General features: G+C 60.9%; 22 protein-coding genes. 11 read left to right on the plus strand and 11 right to left on the minus strand.

The genetic code is table 11. From position 1 onward, the window contains the following. The first annotated feature begins 62 nt into the window (after positions 1 to 62). The gene (locus tag CCOY_RS05070; RefSeq protein ID WP_070421798.1) at positions 63 to 1592 is read left to right on the plus strand and encodes a carboxylesterase/lipase family protein; all 1530 of its coding nucleotides are present in this window, start codon (positions 63 to 65) and stop codon (positions 1590 to 1592) included. Positions 1593 to 1680: 88 nt separating this feature from the next. Next, complete coding sequence (locus CCOY_RS05075) at positions 1681 to 2499, plus strand: hypothetical protein (protein WP_070569825.1); 819 nt, start codon at positions 1681 to 1683, stop codon at positions 2497 to 2499. Here CCOY_RS05075 and CCOY_RS05080 read toward each other — a convergent pair. Next, positions 2496 to 3023: a hypothetical protein gene (locus tag CCOY_RS05080; RefSeq protein WP_244268715.1), complete on the minus strand. Its 528-nt coding sequence runs from the start codon at positions 3021 to 3023 to the stop codon at positions 2496 to 2498. The two genes, CCOY_RS05075 and CCOY_RS05080, sit on opposite strands and share 4 nt — an antisense overlap. A 95-nt stretch (positions 3024 to 3118) precedes the next feature. On the opposite strand from CCOY_RS05080, the gene CCOY_RS05085 reads away from it, so the two are divergent. The 5 genes from CCOY_RS05085 (at position 3119) to CCOY_RS05105 (ending at position 8079) form a co-directional block, all read left to right on the plus strand. After that, positions 3119 to 4318: an MFS transporter gene (locus tag CCOY_RS05085; protein WP_092102185.1), complete on the plus strand. Its 1200-nt coding sequence runs from the start codon at positions 3119 to 3121 to the stop codon at positions 4316 to 4318. Then, positions 4315 to 5310: a nucleoside hydrolase gene (locus CCOY_RS05090; protein ID WP_092102188.1), complete on the plus strand. Its 996-nt coding sequence runs from the start codon at positions 4315 to 4317 to the stop codon at positions 5308 to 5310. Before CCOY_RS05085 ends, CCOY_RS05090 begins: the two co-directional genes overlap by 4 nt. A gap of 91 nt (positions 5311 to 5401) precedes the next feature. Then, positions 5402 to 6208 (plus strand): glycosyl transferase family 9, encoded by an 807-nt coding sequence (locus tag CCOY_RS05095; RefSeq protein ID WP_070421802.1) that lies wholly within the window; start codon positions 5402 to 5404, stop codon positions 6206 to 6208. A gap of 9 nt (positions 6209 to 6217) precedes the next feature. Beyond that, a complete protein-coding gene (locus tag CCOY_RS05100) occupies positions 6218 to 6925 on the plus strand; it encodes an energy-coupling factor transporter transmembrane component T family protein (protein WP_244268716.1) in 708 nt (235 codons plus the stop codon). Continuing rightward, a complete protein-coding gene (locus tag CCOY_RS05105) occupies positions 6916 to 8079 on the plus strand; it encodes an ATP-binding cassette domain-containing protein (RefSeq protein WP_167594516.1) in 1164 nt (387 codons plus the stop codon). Before CCOY_RS05100 ends, CCOY_RS05105 begins: the two co-directional genes overlap by 10 nt. Here CCOY_RS05105 and CCOY_RS05110 read toward each other — a convergent pair. Genes CCOY_RS05110 through CCOY_RS05125 form a run of 4 tightly spaced genes read right to left on the minus strand, consistent with a single transcriptional unit; the run spans position 8057 to position 13535 of the window. Then, positions 8057 to 8959: a hypothetical protein gene (locus tag CCOY_RS05110; protein ID WP_092102194.1), complete on the minus strand. Its 903-nt coding sequence runs from the start codon at positions 8957 to 8959 to the stop codon at positions 8057 to 8059. The two genes, CCOY_RS05105 and CCOY_RS05110, sit on opposite strands and share 23 nt — an antisense overlap. A 32-nt stretch (positions 8960 to 8991) precedes the next feature. Continuing rightward, the gene (locus CCOY_RS05115; protein WP_092102197.1) at positions 8992 to 12120 is read right to left on the minus strand and encodes a DUF3427 domain-containing protein; all 3129 of its coding nucleotides are present in this window, start codon (positions 12118 to 12120) and stop codon (positions 8992 to 8994) included. Positions 12121 to 12127: 7 nt separating this feature from the next. Beyond that, positions 12128 to 12523 carry a (deoxy)nucleoside triphosphate pyrophosphohydrolase gene (locus tag CCOY_RS05120; RefSeq protein ID WP_070820540.1) on the minus strand — a complete coding sequence of 132 codons (396 nt, stop codon included), beginning with the start codon at positions 12521 to 12523 and terminating at the stop codon, positions 12128 to 12130. Positions 12524 to 12575: 52 nt separating this feature from the next. After that, positions 12576 to 13535, minus strand: coding sequence for an L-lactate dehydrogenase (locus tag CCOY_RS05125; RefSeq protein ID WP_092102201.1), 960 nt, complete (start codon positions 13533 to 13535; stop codon positions 12576 to 12578). Between the two features lie 134 nt (positions 13536 to 13669). Here CCOY_RS05125 and hisD point away from each other — a divergent pair, with 134 nt between their 5' ends. Beyond that, complete coding sequence (gene hisD / locus CCOY_RS05130; protein WP_092102204.1) at positions 13670 to 14968, plus strand: histidinol dehydrogenase; 1299 nt, start codon at positions 13670 to 13672, stop codon at positions 14966 to 14968. 21 nt (positions 14969 to 14989) lie between these two features. On the opposite strand, the gene CCOY_RS05135 is transcribed toward hisD, so the two are convergent. From CCOY_RS05135 to CCOY_RS05145, 3 genes are all read right to left on the minus strand, one after another. Further along, a complete protein-coding gene (locus tag CCOY_RS05135) occupies positions 14990 to 16399 on the minus strand; it encodes an amino acid permease (protein ID WP_373270935.1) in 1410 nt (469 codons plus the stop codon). A gap of 399 nt (positions 16400 to 16798) precedes the next feature. After that, positions 16799 to 17794 (minus strand): hypothetical protein, encoded by a 996-nt coding sequence (locus CCOY_RS05140; protein ID WP_092102207.1) that lies wholly within the window; start codon positions 17792 to 17794, stop codon positions 16799 to 16801. Positions 17795 to 17946: 152 nt separating this feature from the next. After that, positions 17947 to 19296: a CitMHS family transporter gene (locus CCOY_RS05145; RefSeq protein WP_092102210.1), complete on the minus strand. Its 1350-nt coding sequence runs from the start codon at positions 19294 to 19296 to the stop codon at positions 17947 to 17949. Positions 19297 to 19395: 99 nt separating this feature from the next. Between CCOY_RS05145 and CCOY_RS05150 the strand changes: the two genes are divergently transcribed. From CCOY_RS05150 to CCOY_RS05160, 3 genes are all read left to right on the plus strand, one after another. Further along, positions 19396 to 21537, plus strand: a complete 2142-nt coding sequence (locus CCOY_RS05150) for a DEAD/DEAH box helicase (RefSeq protein ID WP_092102213.1) — start codon at positions 19396 to 19398, stop codon at positions 21535 to 21537. Positions 21538 to 21646: 109 nt separating this feature from the next. After that, positions 21647 to 22462: a chymotrypsin family serine protease gene (locus CCOY_RS05155; RefSeq protein ID WP_092102216.1), complete on the plus strand. Its 816-nt coding sequence runs from the start codon at positions 21647 to 21649 to the stop codon at positions 22460 to 22462. A 98-nt stretch (positions 22463 to 22560) separates the two neighbouring features. Continuing rightward, on the plus strand, positions 22561 to 23589 hold the full coding sequence (locus CCOY_RS05160) for a chymotrypsin family serine protease (protein ID WP_143028468.1): 1029 nt from the start codon (positions 22561 to 22563) through the stop codon (positions 23587 to 23589). A gap of 70 nt (positions 23590 to 23659) precedes the next feature. Here the strand turns inward: CCOY_RS05160 and CCOY_RS05165 are convergent, their stop codons facing one another. The 3 genes from CCOY_RS05165 to putP are packed head-to-tail and all read right to left on the minus strand — an operon-like array spanning position 23660 to position 26363. Further along, positions 23660 to 24145: a DUF2269 family protein gene (locus CCOY_RS05165; protein ID WP_070450172.1), complete on the minus strand. Its 486-nt coding sequence runs from the start codon at positions 24143 to 24145 to the stop codon at positions 23660 to 23662. A 16-nt stretch (positions 24146 to 24161) separates the two neighbouring features. Then, positions 24162 to 24782 (minus strand): HNH endonuclease family protein, encoded by a 621-nt coding sequence (locus CCOY_RS05170; RefSeq protein ID WP_092102223.1) that lies wholly within the window; start codon positions 24780 to 24782, stop codon positions 24162 to 24164. Positions 24783 to 24788: 6 nt separating this feature from the next. Then, complete coding sequence (putP, locus tag CCOY_RS05175; protein ID WP_092102226.1) at positions 24789 to 26363, minus strand: sodium/proline symporter PutP; 1575 nt, start codon at positions 26361 to 26363, stop codon at positions 24789 to 24791. Positions 26364 to 26366 lie beyond the last annotated feature (3 nt).

The following is a 26366-nucleotide window of genomic DNA, read 5'->3' on the forward strand; positions in this document are numbered from 1 at the left end:
TACAGCATAGAACGACTTCATATCCCGGGAAGACCGGGCGGAAACGCTCTAGGCTTGAACGCATGAATGCGCGCCGCCAACCAGTCGTACAGACAACGGCCGGAGCCGTGCGCGGTCAAGTCGACCCGCACACCGGAATGCGCACCTGGCGTGGCGTGCCATTCGGCGCCAACACCGCTGGTACTCACCGGTTCCGCGAACCGAAACCCGTCCAACCCTGGCCTGGGGTGCGCGACTGCACACGCTTCGGCCCACCCGCCATGCAAGGCACCTTCGGCATCCGTGGCACGGTGCTTGGTTCGGAGGACTGCCTCAACTTAGACATCGTCAGGCCCGACACTGATGAGGTCTTGCCTGTCGTTGTCTGTTTCCACGGCGGCACTTTTGTCACCGGCGCCAGCCACGAAAAAGTCCTCCAAGGTCATCGCCTCACCGCCGCGACGAACATTGTCTACGTCTCCTTAAACTTCCGCCTCGGCGTGCTCGGCTACCTCGATGTGCGATCGCTTGGCGACGACTGCGTGGCCAACCCCGCTATCCGCGACCAGATCCTCGCCCTGCGGTGGATCCGGGACAACATCGCAGCCTTCGGCGGCGACCCAGATGCTGTGACCATCATGGGCGAATCGGCAGGCGGTGCTGCCGTGCTGCATCTCATGTGCGCACCCGATGCCCGCGGCCTGTTCCACCGCGCAATCGCGCAGTCCCCGCCACCGGCCAGCGTCCACTCGAGGCGCCAAGCCGCCAGGTGGGTCCAAGCCCTCATCAGGAAACTCGGGCTCGCACCAGACACCACCCTTGACCAGCTGCGCGACATCCCCGCAGAAACCCTCGTGCGCGCCGGGCAATCACTGATGTTTAACAGCAAGGAAGCGCTGCAATTCAACATCAGCTTCATGCCCACCCTGGACAGTGCCAGCCTGCCCCAACACCCCATTGACACGTTCAACGCTGGCGAGCAAGCCCGCGTGCCACTGATCGTGGGAACCAACTCCGACGAAGCCAGTTTCACCAAAGCCATCTACCAAACCTCCCGCCAGCGCCAACGTGCTGCGCGCCGGGCGTTGAACGTGTTTGACCCGGACAATGCGCTGGATGTCATCGAGGCGTACGACGATGTCGGCGCACGCGGCGACTTTGCGGAGTTGATGGCAGACGCCGTGTTCTGGGCCCCGAGTGTCATCCTGGCCACCGCGCACCGCATGGTTGCGCCGACCTATATGTATCGGTTCGCCTACGCATCTGCCGCGATGCGCAAGTTGGGCCTCGGCGCGATTCATGCAGCTGACCTGGTTGCGGTCTATGGCGATCCCTTTGCCACAGTGACCTCCAAACTGGATCGCTTCGGGCCGCGGGACACGTTCCAAGAGGTCAGCCGGCTCATGCAGTACCACTGGGGCGAGTTCTTCCACACCGGCACACCTGGTACGGAGTGGCCCAGCTATGGGTTTAAGCGTGGCGACGACCCGGGGCGTGCGACTGCGGTGTTTGAGTACGGCATACGTGTGGAATACGACCCGAAAGCGGAGCAACGCACCGCGTGGGAGTCGTTTGACATGCGCGAGTGGGGAATTAGCCGGACGGATTTGTGACATCCGCGATGATAATTCCAGGCACGCGTCAGCGAACGTGGCTAGGCTGAAGCCAGTCTGAAGGTCAATGCGGAAGGAACCCACTGTCATGAGCTTTTTCGAGGACATCGCGGCCGCGTTGGACCGCGACGGTATTGAGTCGCGTGTAGGCGGGGACACGATGTTTGTCCCCATGTCTGCGGCGTTGGAATTGCAGTTTGTGGAAATTGATCCGCACCTGCCGGCAGCGAACGTATACATCGCCGCGGCTGACGTGGACGAGGACGACGAAGAGTTTGAGGCCGTCTTAGTCGCTGTGGTGTTCTCCGTGGAGGCAGCGGTGACTGCTGTTGCTGAGCACATGGCGACCGACCAGGTGGTAACAGTGCTGCGCGACCTGCTGGAAAGCACGGACGAGCGCATTGGGGATCTCGAGTTCTTCCAGGACCACGTCAACCCGCAGCAGGTGCGCGCCGAAGTGGGCGCGAATGCCGAGTTGCAGGTCGTCGTCGAAGCCGTCAACGGCGTGCCGAGCGCCACAGTGACCTTCGTTGCACTCCCGGATGACTACGACGATGTCATCGAGGACGCCGAGGGCGAGTTGTGGGAGTCCGACGGCGATGCGGAACTGTCTGAGGAGGACCGCGCACGTCTGTTTGACGTCATCCATGATGAGGCAGTTGCCGACGCTGAGAAGCTCGAGCTGGGCAGCTTCACCGACTTCGACCGCCTCTTTGACGTGCTGTCGCTCGCCGCCGACCAGGCAGAGGAATGGGAGGCGCAGCTGCTTCCAGTCGACGACGAGATTGACGAGCCGGACGTCTACGACATCTTCGGCCAAGACGACGAAGACTACGACGAGGACCTCGATGATGAGGATGATGAGGATCTCGACGACGAAGACTTCGACGAGGACGACGAGGACTAAGCCGCGCTGAGTCCTTCGAACATGGAGGAGGGCGACTCGATCGGGGTGAACGCCCCGTCGACGAGCCAGACGTAACTTGCTGCCTTCGCCCCCGGAATTTCGTGGACGGTGTGGGCAGCATCATCGGGGATGACCGCGCGCACCCAGGACTCGGCAAGCAACGTGTCCACAGGAACCCCAGCGGAATCCGTAATGCGCAATTCGATCAGGTATGCCGGGATGTGGCGCTGCCCGTAGCCCTGGATACGTGCGCGAGCGCGCGGGCCAACGCGCCGCCGCGTGACCGCCAGCGACAACGTCGGACCGTTGTCTATCCGGGGTAGCGATATCACTGGTGGCCGCCAGGTCGCAGCCGGGCGCGACAGCGAGCGCGGGTGGTGGATCATCGCGTTGATGGCGTGCAGCTTCTCGAGGAAGAGGTCTCGGATTTCGGCAGCCAAGGAATCGGCACTGGCGTATGCATCGGCATCCACAGTGGGCGAGGTGCGGAACATGGACAGGGCATTCTTTGCGTTCAACTTCATGGCTCAAACACTAAAAGTGGCCCCGACATCATCGGGCACACATTCGAACACATTAGCGATACGGTTATTTGACGCGTTGTGTAACCTTGCTGTTTATGAGTGCGAATAAGGTGGTGAAACCGTCGATCCCCCGCACCATTTGGGTGCTCACGGGCGCCGCCTTCATTGTTGCGCTCGGGTACGGGTTAATCGCTCCGGTTCTCCCGCAGTTTGCGAGAAGTTTCAACGTATCCATGGCCGCAGCAGGTGCGGTCGTGTCTGTGTTTGCTCTCGCCAGGTTGCTTGGTGCGCCCGGCGCGGGTGTGCTGGTGGACAAACTGGGCTCGCGCCCGATCTACCTCACAGGCTTGAGCATTGTGGCTGTCTCCACGTTCTGCGTGGCGTTTGCCCAGGCGTATTGGCAGATTCTTGCGTTGCGGTTCATCGCGGGTTTCGGCTCGACGATGTTCACGTTGTCGGCACAGGCACTGATTGTGCGGGTGACGCATCCTTCGATCCGTGGCCGCGCGAACGCGTTGTACGCTTCGGCATTTCTTGTGGGCAATGTGTTCGGTCCGATCGTGGGCGCAGCGTTGTCGTATTTGGGATTCCGTATCCCGTTTGCCATTTATGGCGTGGCGGTCGCGGTTGCGGCCGGCCTCGTCGCGTGGCTTACACAGCCGCGTCCAGGTGCGAAGGCGTTGCCGAAGGCGAAGCCCGCGATGCGGCTGCGGAGCGCCTGGAAGGTGCCTACCTACAGGGGATTGCTGGTCGCGGCGTTTACCAATGGATTTGTGAATATGGGCGCGCGCGTGGCGGTGTTGCCGCTCTTTGCCGCCGCGGTGTTTGAGCAAGGCGGGGCAGCGGCTGGTTTCGCGCTTACGGCGTTCGCGCTCGGTATGGCAATCATGTTGCAGTTCTCTGGGCGCATGTCGGATCACTTCGGTCGGCGCCCGATGATCTTCGCGGGCATGGCAATGTCTGCGGTGTTTACAGCGGTGCTTGGCACGGCGACAAGTTTTTGGCCGCTCGTCATCTGGTCGGTGCTGGCCGGCGTGGCTTCCGGCACGATGAGCCCGTCCATTCAGGCAGCGTTGGCGGACATCATTGGCAATGAACGCTCCGGCGGTAAGGTGTTGTCCACATTCCAGATGACACAGGATGCGGGCCAGATTTTCGCGCCTGTGGTTGTCGGTGCGATTGCGCAGACCGCGGGTTTTACTGCCGCGTTCGGCGTATGCGGTGCAATGTGTGCGGTGGCGGCTGTTGTGTGGCTGATCATCGGTAAGGAAACGATGGTGAAGGAGCCACGATGAGAGTAATTCTGGACTGCGACCCGGGTATCGACGACACCTTAGCCCTCATCTGGCTCACCGCGGCCACGCAGGCAGGCATCCATGAGCTTGACTGCGTGACCACGACTGCCGGCAACGTCGACGCCGACCAGTGCGCGAGAAACGCTGCTTGGATCCTGTCGCTGTGCGGGTTGCCGATCATTTCCCTTGCTGCTGGTCTGCCGGCGCCGCTTGAGGTGGAACTGACCACGACGCCGGAAACTCACGGCGAGACAGGACTTGGGTACGCCACCGCGCCCGAGCGTCACGTTGAGCACGATTGGGAGGCGCTGTGGGTCGACGCGATTGAGCGCGGTACGGACGATCTGCACCTTATCGTCACCGGCCCCATGACTAACCTGGCATTTTTTGCCCACGCCCACCCGCAGCACTTCGCGCGCCTGAAGCACATCACGGTGATGGGGGGTGCGGTGAACTATCCGGGCAACACCACGCCGACGGCGGAGTGGAACTTTTGGGTCGACCCGCACGCCGCCGCCGACGTCTTCGACATGACACCGACCCCGATCACGTTGTGCTCACTTGGTGTGACGGAGAAGATGTTGCTTGAGCCTGAGCGGTTGGAGGGGGTCGTCGCAAAGCTAGGCGCGAGCCCGATTGCCCAGCACTTGGGTGACATTGTGCGGTTCTACTTCGAGTTCCACGAGGAGGTCGGGGAGGGCTATCGCGCGCAGATCCATGACCTGCTCACGGTGCTCATCGCGCTTGGTGCGGTGGACGTTGAGCATTGCTTAACGACGATTGCCGTCGAGGCCGATTCCAACCTCACCCGCGGCACCTCTGTGGCGGATCTGCGTGACATTTGGGAGCGCGAACCCAACGCGCGCCTGGTCACCGCTGCGGACATCGATGCCGCGTGGGAGTCATTTGACTGGGCCTGCGGCATCCATGCACGCGTGGCGGCGGGGGATGCGAGTCTTATGGAACTGCGCCACCTCAAAGCGGACGACTAACTGCTACACTGCCTGATCTGGACGTTCCTGCCGAGGTGACATAGGCAAGGGCGCAATTGCACATTTGCCCGTGAGAATTACGGAAAGTTCCATGTCACACACCACTTCTCAAAACTCGCAGAAGGCGCAGTGGACCCCGCTGCGTCGCGTTCTCGTTGCCCTTGGCGCGTTGATTATCGCCGCGACCTGGCTCTACTTCGTTCTTGTCCGCCCCGCTGACTGGGATCAGGTCACAGGCTCCGGTCCTGGCATTACGCTGCTGGCGGGCTACGGCGTGGGCACCCTGCTGCTACTCGTGGCCATCGTCCCTGTGTTGCCGGCGCGCACGCTCGGGCTGATTCCGATTGCGATCATCATCAACTCCGTCATCGGCGAGATCGTCGGCTCGATTGGTCTGCCGCTGTACCTCGACTCCGTGGGCACCGTACTGGTCGCAGCCCTGGCCGGCCCGGTTGCGGGCATGGCCACCGGTGCGCTGAACAACGTGGTGTGGGGTCTGGTCAACCCAGCCGCCCTGCCGTTCGCCGCCGGTGCGGCCTTGGTCGGCTGGTTGGCGGGTGTGTTCATTCACCGCTTCAACGCGTTCCGTAACCCTGGCACCGTGGTTGGCTTTGGCCTTGTGCTCGGCGTGGTGGGCGGCATGGTTGCAGCCCCGGTTGCCGCATATGTCTACGGCGGTACCGCCGGTGTGGGCACCGGTGCGCTGGTGAGCCTGTTCCGCGAGATGGGTGGGTCCCTGATCGCGTCGGTAACCACCCAGGCGTTCATCTCTGACCCGGTGGATAAGCTCATCGTCCTGTTCATCGCATACGCCACGGTCAAGGCGCTGCCGAAGCGCACCGTGGCTGCCTTCGCGCCACAAGAACCTGTCGCACCAGCATCGACACCTGAGGCGTAAAGCACTTCCGTGGCAGACCGTCTGAGCCCTTCAACCCGTGTGAACCCGTTGACCGCTTTGGCCATCGGGGCGTCGGGCTGGATTCTGGTGCTCGGGCTGAACCGGCCAGAAGTTTCACTCGCAGTGCTGGCCGCGGCAATGGTGCTGGGGACGTGGCGCACCCGCAACGTCGCGCTCATTGCGGCCACCGCGTTGCTTGCCGCCCCGGTTGCCGCATCCATGGTGCTCATCCACGCGCCCTACGGGGAGCATCGCATCGCGCCGCTGCTGACCAGCGATGGCCTTGCCACAGCAGGGGAGTTAGCCGCACGTTTCACCGCACTGATTGCCAGCCTGCTCGCGGCCGTCGCATGGTCGCGCACCCCGGACCTGGCCAAGGCACTGCAGGCGGCACCGGGTGGCAACAGGGTCGGCTACATCGCCGGCACGACTCTGCAACTCGGGCCCCAAGGCGCACACCGGGCACGCATCGTCCGCGACGCCAACCGGCTCAAAGGCGAGCACATCACCGTAAAAACCGTGGTCCCGAATCTGATCATGCCGGTGCTTACCGAGTTGCTCACCCAAGCGGGCGCCCGCGGACAAGCCTTGGAAACCGCAGGCTACGACCTCACCGGCCCTCGCACCGTGCTGCGCCCTGTCCACGACAGTCCGATCCAGCGCGCCGCCCGCATCCTCATCCCACTTGCGTGTTTGGGGGTTGTGCTTTGGATCTGACATTGCTCACCCAGGCGCTCAACGAGCACCGCGCGGTGCAGGTGATCGGCAACTCCGGAGCAGGCCTAACCACCCTGGCAGCGCAGGTGCACCGCGAGTGGGAGAACGCCGCAGTAGTCCAACAGGACGCCACCGCGCACGTGTCCTACCTTCGAGATACCGTCATCGAGGAAGTTGCGCTCGGTCTCGAGCAGCGCGGCATTCCCGCCGACGAGATGCGTCAGCGTTGCGAGCGCATCCTCCACGCCGCAGGGCTAAGCGATCTCGCAGAGCGCAACCCAGCGCAACTCTCTGGCGGACAAACGCGACGCCTTGCCATCGCAGCCGTTGCGGTGCTCGAGCCGGGCACCTTGCTTCTCGACGACCCCTTCGCCGGCCTCGACCCAACCTCCTGCACCCGCATCACCGAACTGCTGGCTTCGCTGCCGTCGAAGGTGGTCATCCTGGGCACACGGCTTCGCAACATCGACTCGGCCGCACTCGGACTTGTCGGTGGCGTTCTCCAGCCGGACGTCCCACCCAACCCGAATCTGCAGTTGCCTGACCGCGTCACAGCAACTGATGAACCGATCGACCTTGGCGAGGTCTCCGCAGTGCGCGGCGAAACACCTCGCAAGTGGTGGCAGTTCCACGCCTCGTCAGAGCCATCGTTCACGGCCGGCCCAGTGCACCTGACCATCCGCCCCGGTGAGGCTATGTGGCTGCGTGGCGACAACGGCGCCGGCAAGACAACACTGCTGCGCGCGATGGCCGGCCTGGACGACAACCCGGGCCTGCAACAGACTCGCGGTCTGACCGTGTCGCTGGCACTGCAGCGCGCCGCAGACCAGCTCGCCGAATCCACCGTGGGACGGTTCATTGGCGACGATGACACCGTCGCCGCTTTAGGACTCGACCCAGACACCCACCCGTTGGATCTTCCGTCAGCGCACTTCCGGCTCGCACAGCTCGCCCAGGTGTTCGCCCAGGGGCGCGACCTTGTGCTTCTCGACGAGCCCGACGTCGGCCTCGACATCCCCTCCCGCGAGCGTGCCCACGCCCTCATCGCAGCGGGGCTGGCAGGCGGCCAGGCAGTGATCTTCACCTGCCACGACACCAGCTTCGCCGCGGAGGTGGGGGAGTATGCGGTGGTTAGAGCAAGTCTTCTTCGATGATCACAACGGAGCCGCTTTCTCCCTTGCACACCGGACGGGTGTTGATGTTATTCCACGGCTGCCCTGGCGGGTGGTGTCCACGGGCGCACTCCCATCCGTTTGGGGCGGTCCAATCAAGACTGGTGCTTGTTGCTCCGCCTCCTGTTGGGTTCGGCGATGTGTAGTCGTTGACTACTTCCATTGCCGCCACGCAATCGGTGTCCTGTTTTAGCGCGATGACAGCACGGTCGGGACCTTCGGTACCGGTTACGGTTCCACACCGGGTGCCTTCAGCAGCGGAAGTATCAGTGGAGTTCTCGCGGTCCGGGTCGGGGTTAGCCTGGACGATCTCACCGTCTTTGATAGTGATCTTGCTCAGACCGCGTTCCACGATGAGCGTTTCTTCATCCACGCGAGTGAAGGTGAACCCGGTAAGTGTGACGCGCTCACCAGGGTTGAGCTGGGGAGCGTCCATCGCGAACGGATCTGTTTTCGAGCTAAACGTGTAGAAGCCGATTACCGGGTCGTAGCGCACTGAGGTGGCGATATTGCCTTCCTCGGGATTGCCGAGGTCAGCTAATGCAGGTTCAGATGCGTCGAGTCGAATCTTACATTCGAAGACTGGCCCGTTTTGGGCTTCTTCGCGGGTCGGAACTACACATCCACGTTCGGAGGAGGCCGCACCGAAGAAGGCATACGCGAGGGGGTCCACCTTGAATGTCTCAGCCGGTACATCCGTGTAGGTCTGTTCTGCTTCTGCCTCAGGTGAGGTATTTTCCACCGCTGAATTTGAAGCAGAAACGGAAGGCTCGGGAAGGTCCTCCGGCTCGCTCGAACAAGCGGTTAGGGCCAGGCCTAGCGAAGTGATAATCGTGGCTGTGCGCATCAAGTGCAGAGACATGATCTCGATTATGGCACTAATGCGGGTGCCTTTTACACCACTGCGCGTCCTTGTTCATACAGCTCTGCAGGCATCGGCCTGTGTAGCTGCCATTCGAAGCGAATCGGTTTTTCGCCGGAGTGTCGTACGTGTGACACGTTGCCAAGGAGCGTGAAGGCGCTTGCAACTCCAGCGGCGTTGAGGCGTGTGTTGCGTACGCACAGGTAGATCGAGTGGTTGTTCTCCAAGTGATGGATGTATCGCTGGCCGTCCTTTGAATCCAGCTTCGTCGTCGACTGTGATTCCCACTGGAACAGATCAGGAGATATTGGGTAGTCGGCGTAGCGGGTGGTTTCGGAGAAGTCCGCTTCGTTCTTGGAAAGAGTGACGAAGAACAGGTCCAGATCGGATTCGGTGGCGTGGTACACACCTTCGCGCGGCAAATGGAGAAGCTTCTTCAGGGGAGCGGTACGTACAGCAGCAGTCAGCTCAGCGGTGGAGTAGTCCGCGTGGGTGAACAGCACAGGTGCGCCGGGGCCAGTAACGGGTTTTGGAGTCACGCGTGATTGGTCAAGGCGGTAGTCGAAAATCTGCTGAAGTTCATTCCTAAAGGAAGGGACGCTTCGGATAGCTGACAGTGCGTCGTCGAAAGTCTCCGGTGGTTGGACTCCCGATTGGTTTGCCCAAATCATCGTGACCAACATGCGGGTAAACGTCTGGTCCTCAGGCGACATTGCGTCGTACGTCGGCCCGTTCGCATCCACAATGGCAAGGTATCGTTCTGCTCGAAGCGGGTCGTTGACGTGCAACATTGAGCGAATCCGAGTGAGGAAAAATTCTTCGCGCTCGGGAACTGTTTCGGGGACAGGGAGAAGATCTTGGCTCCGCAACAACCGTGTCCATCCACCGTCGGCCCGGTTGCGGTAGAGATCTTCGAGTGAAAGACCAGTGTTAGCTAGGAATGACGAAAGATCCGTCGTCGCTTCTTGCTGTACAAGCTCACGGATCTTGACGATTGAATTGCCTGCAACACGCTTGACGTTTTGAAGTACCCGTTCTTGTGTGACTCGGTCGAGTTGAATATGGGTGCCACCAGGAAGGGAGGGAAACTCTTGCTCAATCTCCGTCTTTAAGCGTTTGCCACGCCGACCGGTGAGCGCTGCATACCTGCGTTCAAAGTCGAAGTTTGTGTGTTGTTCGCCGATGAAGTCCAGGACGGTACACACCTTGCCTGGCATCTTGCGCAAGCCGCGGCCGAGCTGTTGGAGGAAGATGATCGGGCTCTCAGTCGGGCGCAGCAGCAACAAGGTGTTGAGCTCGGGGATGTCGACACCCTCGTTAAACAGGTCGACGGTGAACAGCACTTTGAGCTCGCCGTCGCGGAGGCGTTGGATAGCCTGGTCACGGTCAATTTGTGGTGTCTTTGAAGTAACGGCTGCAGCCGGAATACCAAAATGGTTAAACCGTTCCGCCATGAATCGTGCGTGATCGATGCTGACGCAGAAGCCGAGAGCCTTGAGCTCCGCGAGGTCGAACACACGTTTTTGGAGTTCGCTGAGGATGAGTTTTACGCGGGAATCTCCAAGCCGAACGTAAAACTCGCTCAGTGAAGCGGTGTCGTAAGCGCGGCTTGAGCGCGACCATTTCACGCTTCGGAGGTCCGTCTCGTCGTTGATGCCGAAGTAGTGCATTGGTGCCACGAGGCCGAGTTGCAGTGCATCCCAGAGACGCAGTTCGTAGGCGACGCGATAGTCGAAGAAACGCTGGACGTTGACGCCGTCGCCGCGCTCGGGTGTGGCGGTAAGACCGAGGAGTTCCTTCGGCTTGAGGTAGTCGAGCACCTTTTTGTATGTGGAGGCTTCGGCGTGGTGGAACTCGTCGATAGCCACCACGTCGAACTTCTCAGGAGGGAAGCTTTCCACGTGTTTATGCAGCGTTTGGATAGTGGCAAAGATGTGTGTGCCCTGCCGTGGCGTGTGCGTTCCATCAAACAGTTCGCCAAAGTTATTGTCGCGAAGTACCTCCCGGTACGTGCGCATCGCCTGTCGTAACAATTCGCGCTGATGCGCGACGAAAAGGAGCGAAGGCTTGCTTTTCGACGCCGCAGCCAACCCCTTGTAATCCAACGCCGCAACAACGGTCTTTCCAGTGCCAGTTGCTGCGATGAGAAGGTTTCGGTGACGGTCATGTACGTCGCGCTCTGCCTCCAGTGCCTCAAGCATTGCCTGTTGGTACGGCCAAGGCTGCACCTCAAGGCCGGAGAGCTCAATGCGGTCGGATGGGGTAGTGCCAAAACGTTCGCGCTTGAGGGCTTCGAAAAGCCGGTCGTGGTCAGCCTTCGGCTCGTAGGTTGCGTAGTGCTTGTCGTTCCAATACGTCTCAAAGACTGCCTCGAACTTGCGCAGGATCTCAGGCGTGGAGGTTCGCGATGCGCGGACGTTCCACTCCACGCCATCGATGAGCGCAGAGTTGGACAGGTTTGAGCTGCCGATATATGCGGTGTCGAAGCCTGAATTACGACTGAACAACCAGGCCTTGGCATGCAGTCGCGTATCGCGTGACTCATAGCCCACCTTGACTTCGGCACCGAACTCTTCGACAAGCCGGTTAATCGCCTCGATATCGGATGCGCCGCAGTAGGTCGATGTGATCACGCGCAACGGAATGTTGTTGTCGCGGAGGTACTCGAGCTGGTCACGGATGACTGCGATGCCGGAGTTTTTGATAAACGCGCAGAGTAGGTCGACGCTGTCGGCGGTTCGGATCTCGCGTTTAATTTCTGCCGCCATGCTGAGATCACTACTGGCGTTCGTGAGCAGAGAAGCACCTGTCAGTGATGTTGGTTGGAAGCGCGGAGGCTCACCGAGCGACGCCTCGTACACCGCGTGGAGCAGTGTCTCTGACTCAATCGCATCATCGGGGTCGATGAGTTCCGCAAGCGTGTTAATCAGTTCGACGCGTTGCAGCGGCTCGCGAGTATTCAAAAGCTTCTGTGTCAGATGATCTGCGAGAACCCGAGTGATGGCGTCGGTATAGCGTTCGCGGTGCTGATCTGTGGCGTCCTCCAATGCGGGGCGCTGAAAACCATGTTCTGCTTCCGTAGCAGCGAGCCGCTCAAGAATGCGCTTGGTTACGGGGGTCTCATATGCGCCGAGGGGAAGCGAGGCGTCGTCGATAGGCATTGGTGCTCTACCCAAACCTTTCTGCCAGTAGCTCGACAGTTGGAATGTCTGCAGGCGCCCAGGTGAGGTCTGAGAGCTTGTTGGCCGCAACCCAGCGGACCTCTTCGTGCTCGGTGAGTATGGGTGTTCCGGAGACGAGCTCGCAGATGTAGGTAGACAGTTCCACAACAACATCACCAGTGTCATGCCTGGTAGTCACAACAAACTCGCCGACTTCCGCTTCGATCCGGAGCTCTTCCTTAAGTTCGCGTGCAAGTGCTGCTTGAGGGCTCTCGCCGGGCTCAATCTTGCCGCCAGGAAACTCCCAGAAACCCGCCATGGATTTACCTTTTCCGCGCTTGGCAGCGAAAATGCGGCCATCTTGGGCGATGACCGCACCGACGACCTCGATCGTTTTCACCATGGGGTCAGTTTAAACAGAGTGTCGACGTGGGGTCGTCGATACGCAAATGCTCTCAGATCTCTGCCTTGTCGATGACGTCGCGCAGGGTTTGGGCGGAGTGGTGGAATTTGGCGGTCTCGGTGTCGTCGAGACGGAGCTCGACGACGTTGCGCACGCCGCTGCGGTTGAGCACGGTTGGGGTGCCGATGTAGATGTCGTTGAGGCCGTACTCGCCCTCGAGAAGCGCGGAGACCGGCAGGACGACGTCCTCGTTGCGCAGGATTGCGCGCGTGATGCGGGCGAGCGCGTTGCCGACGCCGAAGGACGTGTTGCCTTTGCGTTTGATGATGTCGTAGGCGGCGTCGCGGGTTCGCACAAACATTTCGTCGATCTGTTTGTAAATATCCGGGTTGCGGGCGGCCTCCGTCTTAAGCAGCGCGGGGAGGGGAACGCCACCGATGGAGCCGGAGGACAACACCGGCAGTTCGGTGTCGCCGTGCTCGCCGATGATGTGGGTGTGCACCGCAGAGGGCGCGATGTCGAAGTACTGGCCCAGGTTGTGGCGCCAACGCGCCGTATCCAGCACGGTGCCTGCGCCGATGACCTGGTTCGACGGCAGGCCGGTCTGCTTCCAGGACACGTAGGTCAGCACATCCACCGGGTTGGTGGCTACAACGTAAATGCCGTTGAAACCGGCGGCCATGACTTGTTTGTTGATGGACTCGAAAATCTTCACGTTGCGCGCCACAAGATCCAGACGCGTCTCGCCGGCGCGCTGGGCAACGCCGGCGCAATTGACCACGAGTGCAGCATCCTTGCAGTCCTCGTAGGTGCCAACCGTGACATCCATGTGGTGGCCAGAAAACGGGATAGCGTGGCTGAGGTCTTCTACCTCTGCCCAGGCGAGGTCCTCGTTGATGTCGATGATGGCCAGGTGGTCTGCCAGCCCTTGGTTCAAGACTGCGTAGGCGTATGCGATGCCGACAGCGCCGGCGCCGATAATGACAACTTTCGAACCTTGAGTGACAAACATATGACCATTATTCCATGTGTTGATTACGGGGAGCGGGATGGGTTGGCGGCTTCGAGGTTACTTCGTCAATCCGCTTTTTAAAGGGCGAATGCTGGATAACATCTATTGATGTCCACGACAATCAAAGGAGCATCATGCTAAACGTGACAGACCTGCGAGGGCGAGAGACCTCGGTACGAGAACTGCGTGCAATTCTTCCTCGTGCAGGTACCGATGTCGGCTCCGCAGCAGAACAGGTCGCGCCGATTGTCGACGACGTCCGTCGCCGCGGTGCCGAGGCAGCACTTGAATACGGGGAACGTTTTGACGGAGTACGCCCAGAAGCGGTTCGAGTTTCTTCGGATGCCATGCGGGCCGCGTTGGATGGTTTGGATGCTGATGTTCGCGCTGCACTGGAAACCTCGATTCAGCGGATCCGACAGGTACATGCTGAGCAAAAGCCAGCTACGCGCAAGACCGAACTCGCGACAGGAGCAGTTGTTACTGAGGTGTTCCGTCCGGTACATCGCGTGGGGCTTTATGTCCCGGGCGGTAAGGCTGTGTATCCGTCGAGTGTGCTGATGAATGTGATTCCGGCCCAGGAGGCGGGCGTGGAGTCCATGGTGGTGTGCACCCCGCCGCAGGCAGACTTTGACGGTCAGCCGCACCCGACGATCCTCGCCGCATGTGCGCTGCTTGGTATCGACGAGGTCTGGGCCGTTGGCGGCGCACAGGCGGTGGCGCTGATGGCCTACGGTGACGATGACCTCGAGCCGGTCGACATGATCACCGGCCCCGGCAACGTGTTCGTTGCAGCGTCTAAGCGCCTGGTCAACGGCGTAGTTGGCATTGACGCGGAAGCCGGTCCGAGCGAGATCGCGATCATTGCCGACGACACCGCCGACCCCGTCTACCTCGCCTACGACCTGATCTCCCAGGCGGAGCACGACGAGCAGGCCGCATCGATTCTGATTACGGATTCTCCGGAGCTGGCTGAGGTCGTCGACAAGGAAATCGCGAAACGCTACGGCATCACGCTCAACGCTGACCGCGTGCGCGACGCGCTGGAAGGCCCGCAGTCCGGGATTTTGATTGTGGACGACATCGAGACTGCCGTGCACGTGACCAACGTCTACGCGCCCGAGCACCTGGAGATCCACACCGCGAATGCGCAGGCTGTGGCGCGCGAGATCAACAATGCCGGCGCCATCTTCGTCGGCCCGTACTCGCCGGTGCCACTGGGGGACTACTCGGCAGGTTCGAACCACGTGCTGCCAACGTCAGGTACCGCAAGGTTTGCCGCGGGGTTGAGCACGCACACCTTCCTCAAACCGATGAACATCGTCGAGTACTCCGCTGAGGCACTGGAAGAGGTCGCGGATGCCGTGATCACCCTTGCAGACGAAGAAGGCCTCCCCGCACACGGGGAGGCCATCAAGGCAAGGCGGGGCTAGCCGCCGGAGGCGAGGTACGTACTACTTCGCCTCGTACTCATATTCAGTCTCGGCGACAGCCTGTGGACGACCGGTAACGAAGTACAGGATGGTCATCACGATCAGGAAGCCCACACCGACGGCGAGTGCTACATGGTATTCAGGCAGCCACACCATCGTGCCGAAGGTGAAGAGGATGAACGCCACCGCGAACCACTGACCATAAGGCCAGAACGGAACCGGGAACTTCAACGCCTTGACCTCTTGGGCGGTCATCTCGCGGCGGGAAGCGATGTGTGCGATCAGAATCATCAACCAGACGAAGATGGTGGCAAAGGTTGCAAGTGCTGCAATGGTGCCGAAGATGTCCGGGTAACGCTGGTTCAGGTACACACCGACGATCAGGGCGACGATAAGCATGGCCACAGTCATCACCGGAACATCGCGGTAGGTCTTTGCCATGGACTTCGGCGCCAGGTTTTCCTTGGCCAGACCTGCAAGCACACGACCGGTGGAGAACAAGTCAGCGTTAATCGCCGACAGGGAAGCGCTGAGCACAACCACGTTCAGCAGAGCTGCGGCCCAGCTCACGCCGAGGGTGTCAAAGATCTGGACGAACGGGGAATCATCACCGTTAATCGTGCGCCACGGGTTGATCATCAAGATGACCAGAATGGACAGTACGTAGAAGATCAGGATGCGCATCGGGACAGTGTTGACTGCCTTCGGGATAGAGCGGTCCGGATCCTCAGCCTCAGCGCCCGCGACACCGATGATCTCGGTGCCACCGAAAGCGAAGAGGACGAGGATGAACGAGGCTGCCATGCCGGAGAAGCCGTTAGCGAAGAAACCACCGTCGTTCCAGAGGTTGTCAATACCCATTGCCTCTGGGGACTCACCAATGTTGAAAATAAGGATTGCAGCGCCGCCGATGATCATGGCGACCACTGCGCCGACCTTGATCAGCGTGAGCATGAACTCAAGCTCGCCAAACAGGCGGACAGCGGCAAGGTTAGCTGCACTGATGATCAGCAGTGTGACGGTAATCCAGACCCACGCTGGTGTTGTGGGGAACCAGAACTTCATATAGATCGTGATTGCTGTCAGGTCAGCCAGGCACACAATCATCATCTCGAAAGCGAACATCCAGCCGGTGATGTAGCCGCCGAGGCCGCCCAGGTACTCGCGGCAGTACACCGCGAAGGAGCCACGCACTGGGTGACGCACACTCATCTCACCGAGTGCACGCAGAATGAAGTACATCACCGCGCCACCCAGGAGGTAGACGAGGAGCACAGATGGGCCAGCCTCCTGGATTGCGCCGGCGGAACCGTAGAACAGGCCGGTACCAATCGCGGAGCCCAAGGCGATGAAGTGAATGTGGCGGGCCGTCAAACCTGGCCGTTTCGGTTTGGGAGTGTCTTGTTGTGTAGGTGCAGTCATGGTGGACATTAACTGTGCTCTTTCAAATGACAATGTGCGAATCGAATCGCTTCGGGAAAATATTGGTGATGACAATGCCCTGGCTGGGCTGCGTCTTCCCGGTTTGACCATCCGGCGGGTGCACAGTAGAAGGGGGCTCGCCGCGGGGGAGGGTCTCCGGGTGCGCGGCGTGTTCCGACGAATCCTTGACGCTAACGAAAAATCCCCCGCGCTTTGCTGCGAAGGGCAGTTAGCGCAGGGGCGAAAAGTCGGCCGACACCGCGCTACAGATGATGATGCAGGCGGGCCGGCTGGGTATTCGGCAACGCGAAAGCGACGGCCTGGTCGGCCGTGGCGGAAAATGCGTTGCGGTTCATCACGAAGAGAACCATAACACGGCTGTCTTGAGTTTGGGGCGGAAATGCGAAATTAATTTTTCAGACGGTGTGCTTCGGACGGGTCGAGCAGGATCACGCCGCCTGAGCCCTCGAACGCTTTAGCGCCGTTCATCTGCGAATCTGTGCAGGCGGTTCTGCGGTTTTCGGGAAGGTCCTCGTCGTCGCCAAGTCGGTAACGGCCAATGCAACCCCAGCCGTTCTTCTCATTCGTCCATGCGGACACACTGCCTTGGATCTCACCGTTCTTCGCGGCTTCCTTGTATCCCTCAAGCGTCATCATTGCGACATCGCACGTGGTGTTGTCCTCCAGGGCGTACACGCCCATCTCAGTGCCAAGAATGTCGGAGGTGCCGCACTGTTCGCCCTTTGCCACCGTGTGTTCTTCGGTGATGCTCTGGGTCTTGCCCGGGCGGGAGTACACGCCGTCGTGGACCTCGAAGGTGTCATTGCCATACTCGACGCGGACACCGCCACCGTTGAGGTTGGTGATCACGACGTCATTGATCGTGACACGTTCGCCTTCGTTGAGATGGTTCGGCTGGATGTCGTAACCCTGGGAGCCGGGAGAGACTGCGGTGATGAATCCACCGCGGTCCGGCTTGTACCAAATGACATTGGGGATTTTGGTGTTCGGATCGCCACCGGTGTGCTCTACCGGTGGGATCGGATCGACAAACTTGGCTTGGCAGAAAACAGGGGTGTCGTCAGGGTTCCTGCCGATCCGACACCCGAATACTCCAGACTCCAGCCCAACAACGTTGTGCTCGAACCGTGAAGGGTCAACGTCGGTGTATTCGTCCTTTTTCTTGTCCTTTTTCTTGTCAGCCTTGGACTCGGTGGTCTCCTCGGTCGAGGATTCCGGAGTTTCCGATGTCGGTTCAGAGGGGTCTGAGTTTTGTGCTGAACCTGTAACCGTCGGCTCTGGTAAGGCCTGCTCAGAGCTATCGCCGCAACCGGTCAAGGTTGCGGCGACAATAAGCGCTGCAGCAGCGAAAGATGTGGTGTGGCGTGCGCGGGAAATATGCATGTCACCCAGTTTAGGAAAGCCGCTGAGGGGCGTCCGGGTTACGGCGCTGGTGTGAAGTGGTCAGAGGAGAACTGGCCATCGGGGGAGATCTCAAACCAGAAGTCGGCGGGGGAGACCTCAAGACGGCTTCGGTTGCTTGGCGCATGCCTCTTCTAGACGAAGACGCCCACCGCCCAGGATCCGAGCACCAAAATTATGGAGAACACCCAGCAAACCGGGAAGGCGATGCGCAGGTACTTGCCCATCTCACCGCGAGCCAAGCCAAGCGCCAGCCACAGTGCGGGGGAGAAGGGGCTGACGAATGTGCCGATGACATTGCCCACGATCATGGCGGACGCTGCACCCATGCCAGAAACGCCGAAGGCCTCGGCGGTCTGCTGCACGATCGGCAGCACGGAGAAGTAGTACGCGTCCGTCGACGTTGCCAGATCCAGTGGTACGCCAAGCAAGCCGATGATCACGTGGATATACGGGCCGACAGACGCCGGCAGGATGGCAATTAGCGACAGTGCGATCTGCTCCAGCATGCCGGTGCCGTCCAAAATGCCGAGGAACATTGCGGCAGCGAGGATGACGCCGGCCATGGAGAGGGCGGTGGGGGCGTGTCGTCGCAAAGCATCGCTCTGATCGTCGAGCGACGGGAAGTTCAACGCCATGAGCAGCGCCGTACCGACGAGGAACGCGGATGCCGGCGATGCCAAACCAGCAACCAGCACGCCGATGAGTGCGAGTGTGATCAGGGTGTTTGCCCACGTCACCCACGTGCCGCCGCGCTGGGTGAACTCCAGCTTGGAGCGCTCTTCTGCTTGACGACGAGAAAAGTCTTCTGCAACCGCGTGAACATCCACCAGCTGGTGGTCACCATCCTGCTTGGCAGTACGGCGCTGTTCGATGATGCCGAAGATCGCGGCAACGACGAACACGAGGACAATGGCCACACCCTGGACCGGCAGGAGGTGGGCCCAGATCTCGTTCGGGGAAGGGCCGATGACGGAACTTGCGCGGCCAACCGGGCCACCCCACGGCAGCATGTTCATCACCGACGCCGACAGAGCGACGAGCGTGAGCAGGACGTAGCGCGACATACGCATCGCCTCGTAGAGCGGCAGCAACGCGGGGATGGTGAGCAGGAATGTTGTGGAGCCAGAGCCGTCCAAGTGCGCGACGATCGCGATGGCAGCAGTGCCGATTGTGACCAAAATCGGCTTGCCGCGAGTCGCGCGGATCAACGCCTTAATCACTGGTTCGAACAGGCCGACGTCCGAAAGAATGCCGAAGTAGATGATGGCGAAGATGAACATCACCACGACCTTCATGACTCTGTCGAGTCCGTCGAGGTAGAAGTCCGAAATCTCCGCAACGCCTGCGCCGGTGAGTATCGCACCGACGATCGGGATCAGCGTCATTGCGACGATCGGATGGGTTTTGCCTTTGAGGAGCAGGCCGACCGTCACCACGATGATGGCAAGGCCAAGCACTGTCAGTGCGAGGGGAGAAGTCATGGCTGGATACTAAATGATTGCTGAGAAAAAGCGGGTATGATTCTTTAAAAACCGTTGAAATAGCAGATTGAGGGGGTAATGCCGTAGTGTTGGCAGGCGATGAGCATTTCCGAAAACGCCACCGGCGGCGAGAACGAGCCGGATATGAATGTGTCGGAAAATCAGGAAAACCCGCAGGATGTCGCGGCCGAGATTGTTGAGGCCGTAGTAGAGGACACCAGGGATGCGGAGATTTCTGAGGTAACCGGCGCCGCACAAGAAGAAGCGGCCATTGAAATTGAAGACAACGTGGTAAAGATCGCGGATACGGACGAAGAGTCCGATAACAGCGATAACGCTGCAGATACCGCAGAGGAAAAGGCAGAAGAGGTAAAGCCGGAGAACGGCTTTGAAACCCTCGGCCTGCCAGACAAGGTTGTGGAGGCCGTCAAGCGCGTCGGTTTCGAGCAGCCCTCGCCGATTCAGGCACAGACCATCCCGCTGCTGATGGAAGGCCGCGACGTCGTCGGCCTCGCGCAGACGGGTACGGGTAAGACCGCAGCATTCGCGCTGCCGGTGCTGTCCCAAATTGATCCCAAGAAGCGTCACCCGCAGGCACTTGTGCTCGCCCCGACGCGTGAGCTGGCACTGCAGGTGTCGGACTCCTTCCAATCGTTTGCAGATCACCTGGGCGGCATCAACGTGCTGCCGATCTACGGCGGCCAGGCCTACGGCATTCAGCTCTCAGGCCTGCGCCGTGGCGCACAGGTGATCGTCGGTACGCCGGGTCGCGTCATCGACCACCTGGAGAAGGGCTCCCTGGACATCTCCAACCTGCGCTTCCTCGTGCTTGACGAGGCAGACGAGATGCTGAACATGGGCTTCCAGGAGGATGTCGAGCGCATCCTCGAGGACACCCCGGATGAGAAGCAGGTTGCGCTGTTCTCGGCGACGATGCCGAACGCGATCCGTAAGATTTCGCGCGACTACCTGAACAATCCGGAAGAGGTCACCGTTAAGTCGGAGACCCGCACCAACACGAACATCACCCAGCGCTACCTGTTTACGGCGCACCGCAACAAGCTCGACGCGATCACCCGCATTCTTGAGGTGACCGAGTTTGAAGCGATGATCGTGTTCGTTCGCACCAAGAACGAGACCGAGGACGTTGCAGAGAAGCTGCGCGCACGCGGTTTCTCCGCCGCTGCCATTAACGGCGATATTCCGCAGCAGCAGCGCGAGCGCACGGTGGATCAGCTTCGCGACGGCCGCCTGGACATCCTCGTGGCCACCGACGTCGCAGCCCGCGGCCTGGACGTCGAGCGCATCTCGCACGTGCTTAACTACGACATTCCGAACGACACGGAGTCGTACGTCCACCGCATCGGCCGCACCGGCCGTGCAGGCCGTACCGGCGAGGCAATCCTCTTTGTTACCCCGCGTGAGCGCCGGATGCTGCGCTCGATTGAGCGCGTGACCAACGCGACCATCGAAGAGATGGAACTGCCGACTGTCGACGAGGTCAACGAGAGCCGCAAGACCAAGTTCATGGACTCCATCACCGAGTCGCTTGAGGCTTCTGAGCTGCAGATCTTCAAGACCATGGTGCGCGAGTACTCCGCGGCCAACAACGTGCCGATGGATGACATTGCCGCAGCGCTTGCGACCCAGGCGTTGGCTGGCGACGAGTTCCTGATGAAGGAGCCGCCGCGCGACAAGCGTGACCGTCGTGATCGTCGTGACCGCGATCGTTTTGACCGCGACGACCGTCGTGGCCGTGACCGCTTCGATCGTGGGGACCGTGGTGGTCGTGGCCGTCGTGGTGACAGCGAGAACTTTGATACCTACCGTCTCGACGTGGGTAAGCGCCAGCACGTGCGCCCGGGTGCCATCGTGGGTGCCCTGGCCAACGAGGGTGGCCTGAGCTCCAAGGACTTCGGACGCATCACCATCGGCGGTGACTTCACCCTGGTGGAACTGCCGAAGAACCTTGACCGCGCTGTACTGGACCGTCTGGAGGACACCCGCATCTCCGGCCAGCTGATCAACATTCAGCGTGACCATGGTGCACCGCCACGTGATCGTGGCGGACGTGGCCGTGGCGGCTACCGCGGTGGGCGCGACCGAGACGATCGTGGGTACGGCGGCCGTGGCCGCGGTGACCGTGACCGCGGTGGATACCGTGGCGGGCGCGACCGTGATGACCGCGGTTACGGCGGCCGTGGCCGTGGCGACCGGGATCGCGGTGGATACCGCGACTAGTTCTTAGCGCGTCAACGGCACGGGGCCACCTTGGTACCGGGTACAGTGTGGAAAGCATTTGCCCGGCCGGGGTGGCCCCGTTTTTGTTTTGTAGAGAGAGCACGCCTTCATGCTTCAACCGCGCTTGTTGTCCACCATCGCTGCATTTGTGATTGCGTTCGTCGCTGGGGTTGGGGTGCTTCCAGTGGAGGCGTCAGCGCAAACCCGCACTGTCACGCAGGGTGGATCTGTCGTGGTGCATGGCACCGGTGTGTGCACGGTGGGTTACAACGATCCGGCACGTCACCGTAGTTTTGTTGCGGCGCACTGCGGACGGAACGGAGCTCGGGTGGAAATCGTCGACCCCGCTACCAATGCACGCAGCGGGGCAGTGGGCACCTTGTACCGTTCGCGGGCGTACGACGGCCACCTGGGCAACGACTGGGCTGCAATCCAGTGGGCTCCAGGTGTGCGCCTTGACGGCAACCGCATCACAGGCGATGCCTGGGTGCACCCCAACGACATTCGAATGGGTGAGACCGTGTGCTATTTCGGTCGAACCTCGCATGCGGGTGGCGGACGCACCTGCGGTTCTTTTGGTGGGTCGGCGGATAACACGTTTCTCCTTAACGCACCTCTGACTCGCCCCGGTGATTCGGGCGGGCCGATGTGGGTGCCCGGTCGTGGTTTCGTTGGAGTGATCTCCAGCATGTGGACCTCGCGCCAGTTGCCGCTCGTGCAAGGCAAGAACTTCGTCGTCGGGGTCGTGCCGCAGGACGGTCCGCCGGTACCAGATGCGCGCCTTGTCGGACTGTGGGCGCAGAACACGTTCCTACCGGGGCTGACTGGTCCTGTCGCTGAGGGGATCCGGGCAGTTATCGACGGCATCTTGCGCCTGTTCACCGGGCTTGGCTTTCATGGTCCTGCGTCGCTGCACTACGGCTAGGTGTTTCGCCGCGCGATTGAACGTGGAATTTGCCTGCGTGATGCGGTGTGCGCAGGTAGTCTAATGCGCGTCACCCATGCCATAGGAAAGTCATACAAATGAGAAAATTGGGATTCGCCGCCACTGCGAACACCGAGATCCGTAGCCTCGTAGCCGCAGCTGGGGCTGCTGCGCTGGTGCTGAGCCCAGCGGTTGCAACCGCGGCAACGCCGTCCGTTGTCGAGCAAGGCAAGGCCATCTACATCGAGGGCCACGGGGCCTGCACCATCGGCTATAACGATGTGGCGAACCGAAAGAGCTACACCGCTGCACACTGCGGCAGCGAGGGCGCGCGTGTGTCCCTCATGGACCGCGCGACAATGGAATTTAGCGAAGAGATGGGCACGTTCCACCCATCGAAGAACTTCACCCGCCTGCCTTACAACGACTGGGGCTGGATCGAATGGGACGCCGGTGCGGCAATTGCCGGTAACTCGTATTCCGGCGACAAGGTGCTGACCAAGGACGACGTGAAGATCGGCGACGAGGTCTGCTCACACGGCGAAACCAGCCACATGGGCACACGCAACATCTTATGCGGCACGTTTGCCGGATGGTCTGCGGAATCCTTTGGCGTGCAGCTCGAAGGCTGGCAGCAGGGCGATTCCGGCGGACCAGTGTGGGTACCGGGACGGGGCTTCCTCGGTGTGATGTCGGCTGCGGCACTAGGAGAGGCCAAAGCACCTTCGATCGTGATTGGCGGGAAGAGGCAAACGGGCAAACCGGTGGGCTGGGCCGCGTCAATCCACGACGGCGAGACGCTGTCGGATCGTCAGTTCCAGATTGATTTTGCCAAGGCAGGCGGGCTGGACACCAGTATGTTTGAGGGCACCCCCGGAACACCAGGCACTACACGCCCGCCGATTGCTGTGCCGAATCTGCCAACGAAGCCAGCCCCGGCCCCAGTGCCTGGGCATCCAGGCGCCCAACAGGACAACCAGGCAGGCACCCCGCCGGGTGCGCAGCAGGATGTCCAGGGGGAGAAGGGGTCGTCGACAAGCAGTAGTTCGCTGTCTACCGGCGAGATCATCGGCATCATCGTCTCGATCTTGATCGCCGCCGTCCCTGTTGCGATGCAGTTTCTCTAACCTGCGCACATGAAAATCGCCCCGGATCCGCGCAGTACGGATGCGGGGCGATTGCTTGTGTCGAGGAGGTTTAGAACAGGTCCGTCGGCAGGAACATCAGGACAAGCACCAGAACCCACAGCACGTTGAACACGCCGGCACCAGCGTTCGCCTTTGCCTTGGACTTCTCAAAGTCCTCGGTGACATCAGTCGGATCAGCCTCATCAGGGGCGAGCGCACCGATCGTGCCCAGCATCTTGCGCTGCTGCGGGATCACCATAGCCAGCAGGATCGCCCATGCGATCACGGACAGGATAATGGCCGAGTGCAGCCAGTAGTTGGTGCTGTAGCTCGCCCAATCAGCGAACATGACAACACCGCCGAGCAGCGGAACAAGCGCGGAAAGCAAGCCGTAGGTCTTCGTGATGCGGTACAGCACCGACGCGCGACCCATCGCTTCTTCGCCACCGTTACGGGCTTCTTCAGCCTGGCGGGGGAACATGGAGGCGGAAACGACAACTGGGCCGAGCAGCAAAATGGCAGAGGCCACGTGCAGGAAGACAAGCAATGTATTCATGTGGCGCTACTCTACCTCACAGTTGTTGATTGGCGACGAGTCCCATAACGCCAGAACATGCACGTTTGATCACTTTCACATCTTCTGCCGGTAGCGGAAGGCGGTATTGGGTGGCCACCTCCACGATACGGGTGCCGTACGCGCAGCGGGCTCGGCGATTCGGCGGCATCCACTCGGAGGGCAGTTTGTCGGACTTGGCCTGGTTCGCTGCGGAAGATACGGCGATGAGGTTGAGCGGATCGTTGTAGAACGCGATACGCGTGGCGTCGTCCCAACGGTGCGCACCGAGGTCCCAGGCGGCGGAAACAGGGAGGATGTGGTCGACCTCGATGTCTTCGCGACGCATCACGTCCCCGGTAAAAGGGTCGACACCGGTAGCGGTGGCTCCGGCACGCGCTTGGGCGACGGGCAGCATGTCCGGTGCGCATTGCGCGCCGTCGAGGTCGCGGACCACGATGCGCTCGCGTGTCGTGCACCCGGTGCCATCAATGGCCCAGCCGGGGCCAAACGCGGTGCGGTCGTAGCCCAGCACGGTCGCGCGCTGAGGGAGAGTCGGGATAGAAAAACGCGATCGTGCCGTGGGAAACGGCACGATCGCGAGGGTGAGAATCACCAGGATTGTCAGGTAGGTACGCATACCTCCTTAGACGGCGGTTGAGCCTGCCTGGTTCCCACGGGTTGCCTCGAGGGCCTCCTGGAAGGTCGCGTCTGGGTGTGCAAGGGCGTAGTCGGTAGCAGCGATAGCCTGGTTGAACTCTTCCTCCACGCCTTCCTTCGGGCGAGTAGCAAGGGACACACCGACCATGGCGATGGTGGCAAAGGCGACGCCCGGGACGATCTCGTAGATGATGTCGCTGAGGTACGTGCCCCAGACGAAGACCGTGACTGCGCCGACGATCATTCCGGCCAGTGCACCCGGCGCGGTGAGCTTGCGCCAGTACAGCGACGCCAGGATTACCGGGCCGAAGGAGGCGCCGAAGCCTGCCCATGCGAAGCCGACGAGACCCAGGATCGTGTCGGACGGGTTGAGCGCCATGACCATGCCAATTGCGGCAACGACAACCACCATCGTGCGCGAGAGCACGAGCAGGGTGGTGTGGTTCGGGTTCTTCTTAAAGATGCGGTAGAGGTCCTCGATCAGCGCCGAGGAGGTGACCAGCAGCTGCGAGGACATCGTGGACATAATCGCCGCCAGCACGGCGGTGAGCACGATACCTGCGATCAGCGGGTGGAACATGATGCGAGCCAGGTCGAGGAAGACCGTTTCAAAGCCGGACTGGTCGGTCACCGATGCGGACTTTTGGCCGAAGTAGGCGGTGCCCACTAGGGCGGTGAGTGTTGCGCCGGCGAAGCAAATGAAGACCCAGATGCTGCCCGTACGGCGAGCGGTCTTTGCCTGTGCAGGGGAGCGCAGCGCCATGAAGCGGGTGACAATGTGCGGCTGGCCGAAGTAGCCAAGGCCCCACGCCAAGTTGCCGATAATCGTTGCTGCGGACACGCCGGCGATCATGTTGAAGTACTCCGGGTTGCCGTTCTCCCACGGGCCGTACGGCTGGGAGGTCGGCCACGTGAGGACGTCGGACGGGCTATTGAGTGCAAACAGCGCGAGCACCGGCACGATCAGCAGAGCCAGGAACATCAAGGTGCCCTGCACGGCATCGGTGTAGCTCACAGCCAGGAAGCCACCGATGAAGGTGTACAGCACGGTGACAGAACCGACGATCAACACACCGGTCAGGTAGTCACCGTCGAAGGTGGACTCGTAGTAACGGCCACCGGCGACCATGCCGGAGGAGACGTAGAACGTGAAGAAAACGATGATGATCACTGCGGAGGTGAAACGCAGCGCGCGAGACTGGTCGTGCGTGCGGTTTTCAAAGAAGCTCGGCAGCGTGATCGAGTCGTTGGACACTTCCGTGTAGGCGCGCATGCGGGGTGCGACCCACTTCCAGTTCGCCCACGTGCCAAGGAAGAGGCCGATGGCGATCCAGAGCTCACTGAGGCCGGAGACGAACAGCGCGCCGGGCAGGCCCATCAGCAGCCAGCCGGACATGTCCGAAGCACCGGCAGAAAGCGCCGCGACGAACGGATTGAGGCCACGGTCGCCTAGTACGTAGTCGTCGTACTTCTCGGTCTGTAGCCATGAGTAGAATCCGATGGCTACCATGACACCGAAGTAGAGGACGATCGCGAGGACAAGCCAGAAACTCTCTGACATAGT

This window comes from Corynebacterium coyleae (assembly GCF_030408635.1).
Taxonomy (GTDB): domain Bacteria; phylum Actinomycetota; class Actinomycetes; order Mycobacteriales; family Mycobacteriaceae; genus Corynebacterium; species Corynebacterium coyleae.

Excerpts from the sequence above, each read along its gene's own strand:
- CCOY_RS05115 (WP_092102197.1), bottom strand. The coding sequence starts at position 12,120 with ATGCCTATCGACGACGCCTCGCTTCCCCTCGGCGCATATGAGACCCCC.
- CCOY_RS05165 (WP_070450172.1), bottom strand. The coding sequence starts at position 24,145 with ATGAATACATTGCTTGTCTTCCTGCACGTGGCCTCTGCCATTTTGCTG.
- CCOY_RS05155 (WP_092102216.1), top strand. The coding sequence starts at position 21,647 with ATGCTTCAACCGCGCTTGTTGTCCACCATCGCTGCATTTGTGATTGCG.
- hisD (WP_092102204.1), top strand. The coding sequence starts at position 13,670 with ATGCTAAACGTGACAGACCTGCGAGGGCGAGAGACCTCGGTACGAGAA.
- CCOY_RS05160 (WP_143028468.1), top strand. The coding sequence starts at position 22,561 with ATGAGAAAATTGGGATTCGCCGCCACTGCGAACACCGAGATCCGTAGC.
- CCOY_RS05075 (WP_070569825.1), top strand. The coding sequence starts at position 1,681 with ATGAGCTTTTTCGAGGACATCGCGGCCGCGTTGGACCGCGACGGTATT.
- CCOY_RS05135 (WP_373270935.1), bottom strand. The coding sequence starts at position 16,399 with ATGTCCACCATGACTGCACCTACACAACAAGACACTCCCAAACCGAAA.
- CCOY_RS05145 (WP_092102210.1), bottom strand. The coding sequence starts at position 19,296 with ATGACTTCTCCCCTCGCACTGACAGTGCTTGGCCTTGCCATCATCGTG.
- CCOY_RS05120 (WP_070820540.1), bottom strand. The coding sequence starts at position 12,523 with ATGGTGAAAACGATCGAGGTCGTCGGTGCGGTCATCGCCCAAGATGGC.
- CCOY_RS05125 (WP_092102201.1), bottom strand. The coding sequence starts at position 13,535 with ATGTTTGTCACTCAAGGTTCGAAAGTTGTCATTATCGGCGCCGGCGCT.
- CCOY_RS05070 (WP_070421798.1), top strand. The coding sequence starts at position 63 with ATGAATGCGCGCCGCCAACCAGTCGTACAGACAACGGCCGGAGCCGTG.
- CCOY_RS05090 (WP_092102188.1), top strand. The coding sequence starts at position 4,315 with ATGAGAGTAATTCTGGACTGCGACCCGGGTATCGACGACACCTTAGCC.
- CCOY_RS05085 (WP_092102185.1), top strand. The coding sequence starts at position 3,119 with ATGAGTGCGAATAAGGTGGTGAAACCGTCGATCCCCCGCACCATTTGG.
- CCOY_RS05140 (WP_092102207.1), bottom strand. The coding sequence starts at position 17,794 with ATGCATATTTCCCGCGCACGCCACACCACATCTTTCGCTGCTGCAGCG.
- CCOY_RS05150 (WP_092102213.1), top strand. The coding sequence starts at position 19,396 with ATGAGCATTTCCGAAAACGCCACCGGCGGCGAGAACGAGCCGGATATG.
- CCOY_RS05170 (WP_092102223.1), bottom strand. The coding sequence starts at position 24,782 with ATGCGTACCTACCTGACAATCCTGGTGATTCTCACCCTCGCGATCGTG.
- CCOY_RS05095 (WP_070421802.1), top strand. The coding sequence starts at position 5,402 with ATGTCACACACCACTTCTCAAAACTCGCAGAAGGCGCAGTGGACCCCG.
- CCOY_RS05080 (WP_244268715.1), bottom strand. The coding sequence starts at position 3,023 with ATGAAGTTGAACGCAAAGAATGCCCTGTCCATGTTCCGCACCTCGCCC.
- CCOY_RS05110 (WP_092102194.1), bottom strand. The coding sequence starts at position 8,959 with ATGTCTCTGCACTTGATGCGCACAGCCACGATTATCACTTCGCTAGGC.
- putP (WP_092102226.1), bottom strand. The coding sequence starts at position 26,363 with ATGTCAGAGAGTTTCTGGCTTGTCCTCGCGATCGTCCTCTACTTCGGT.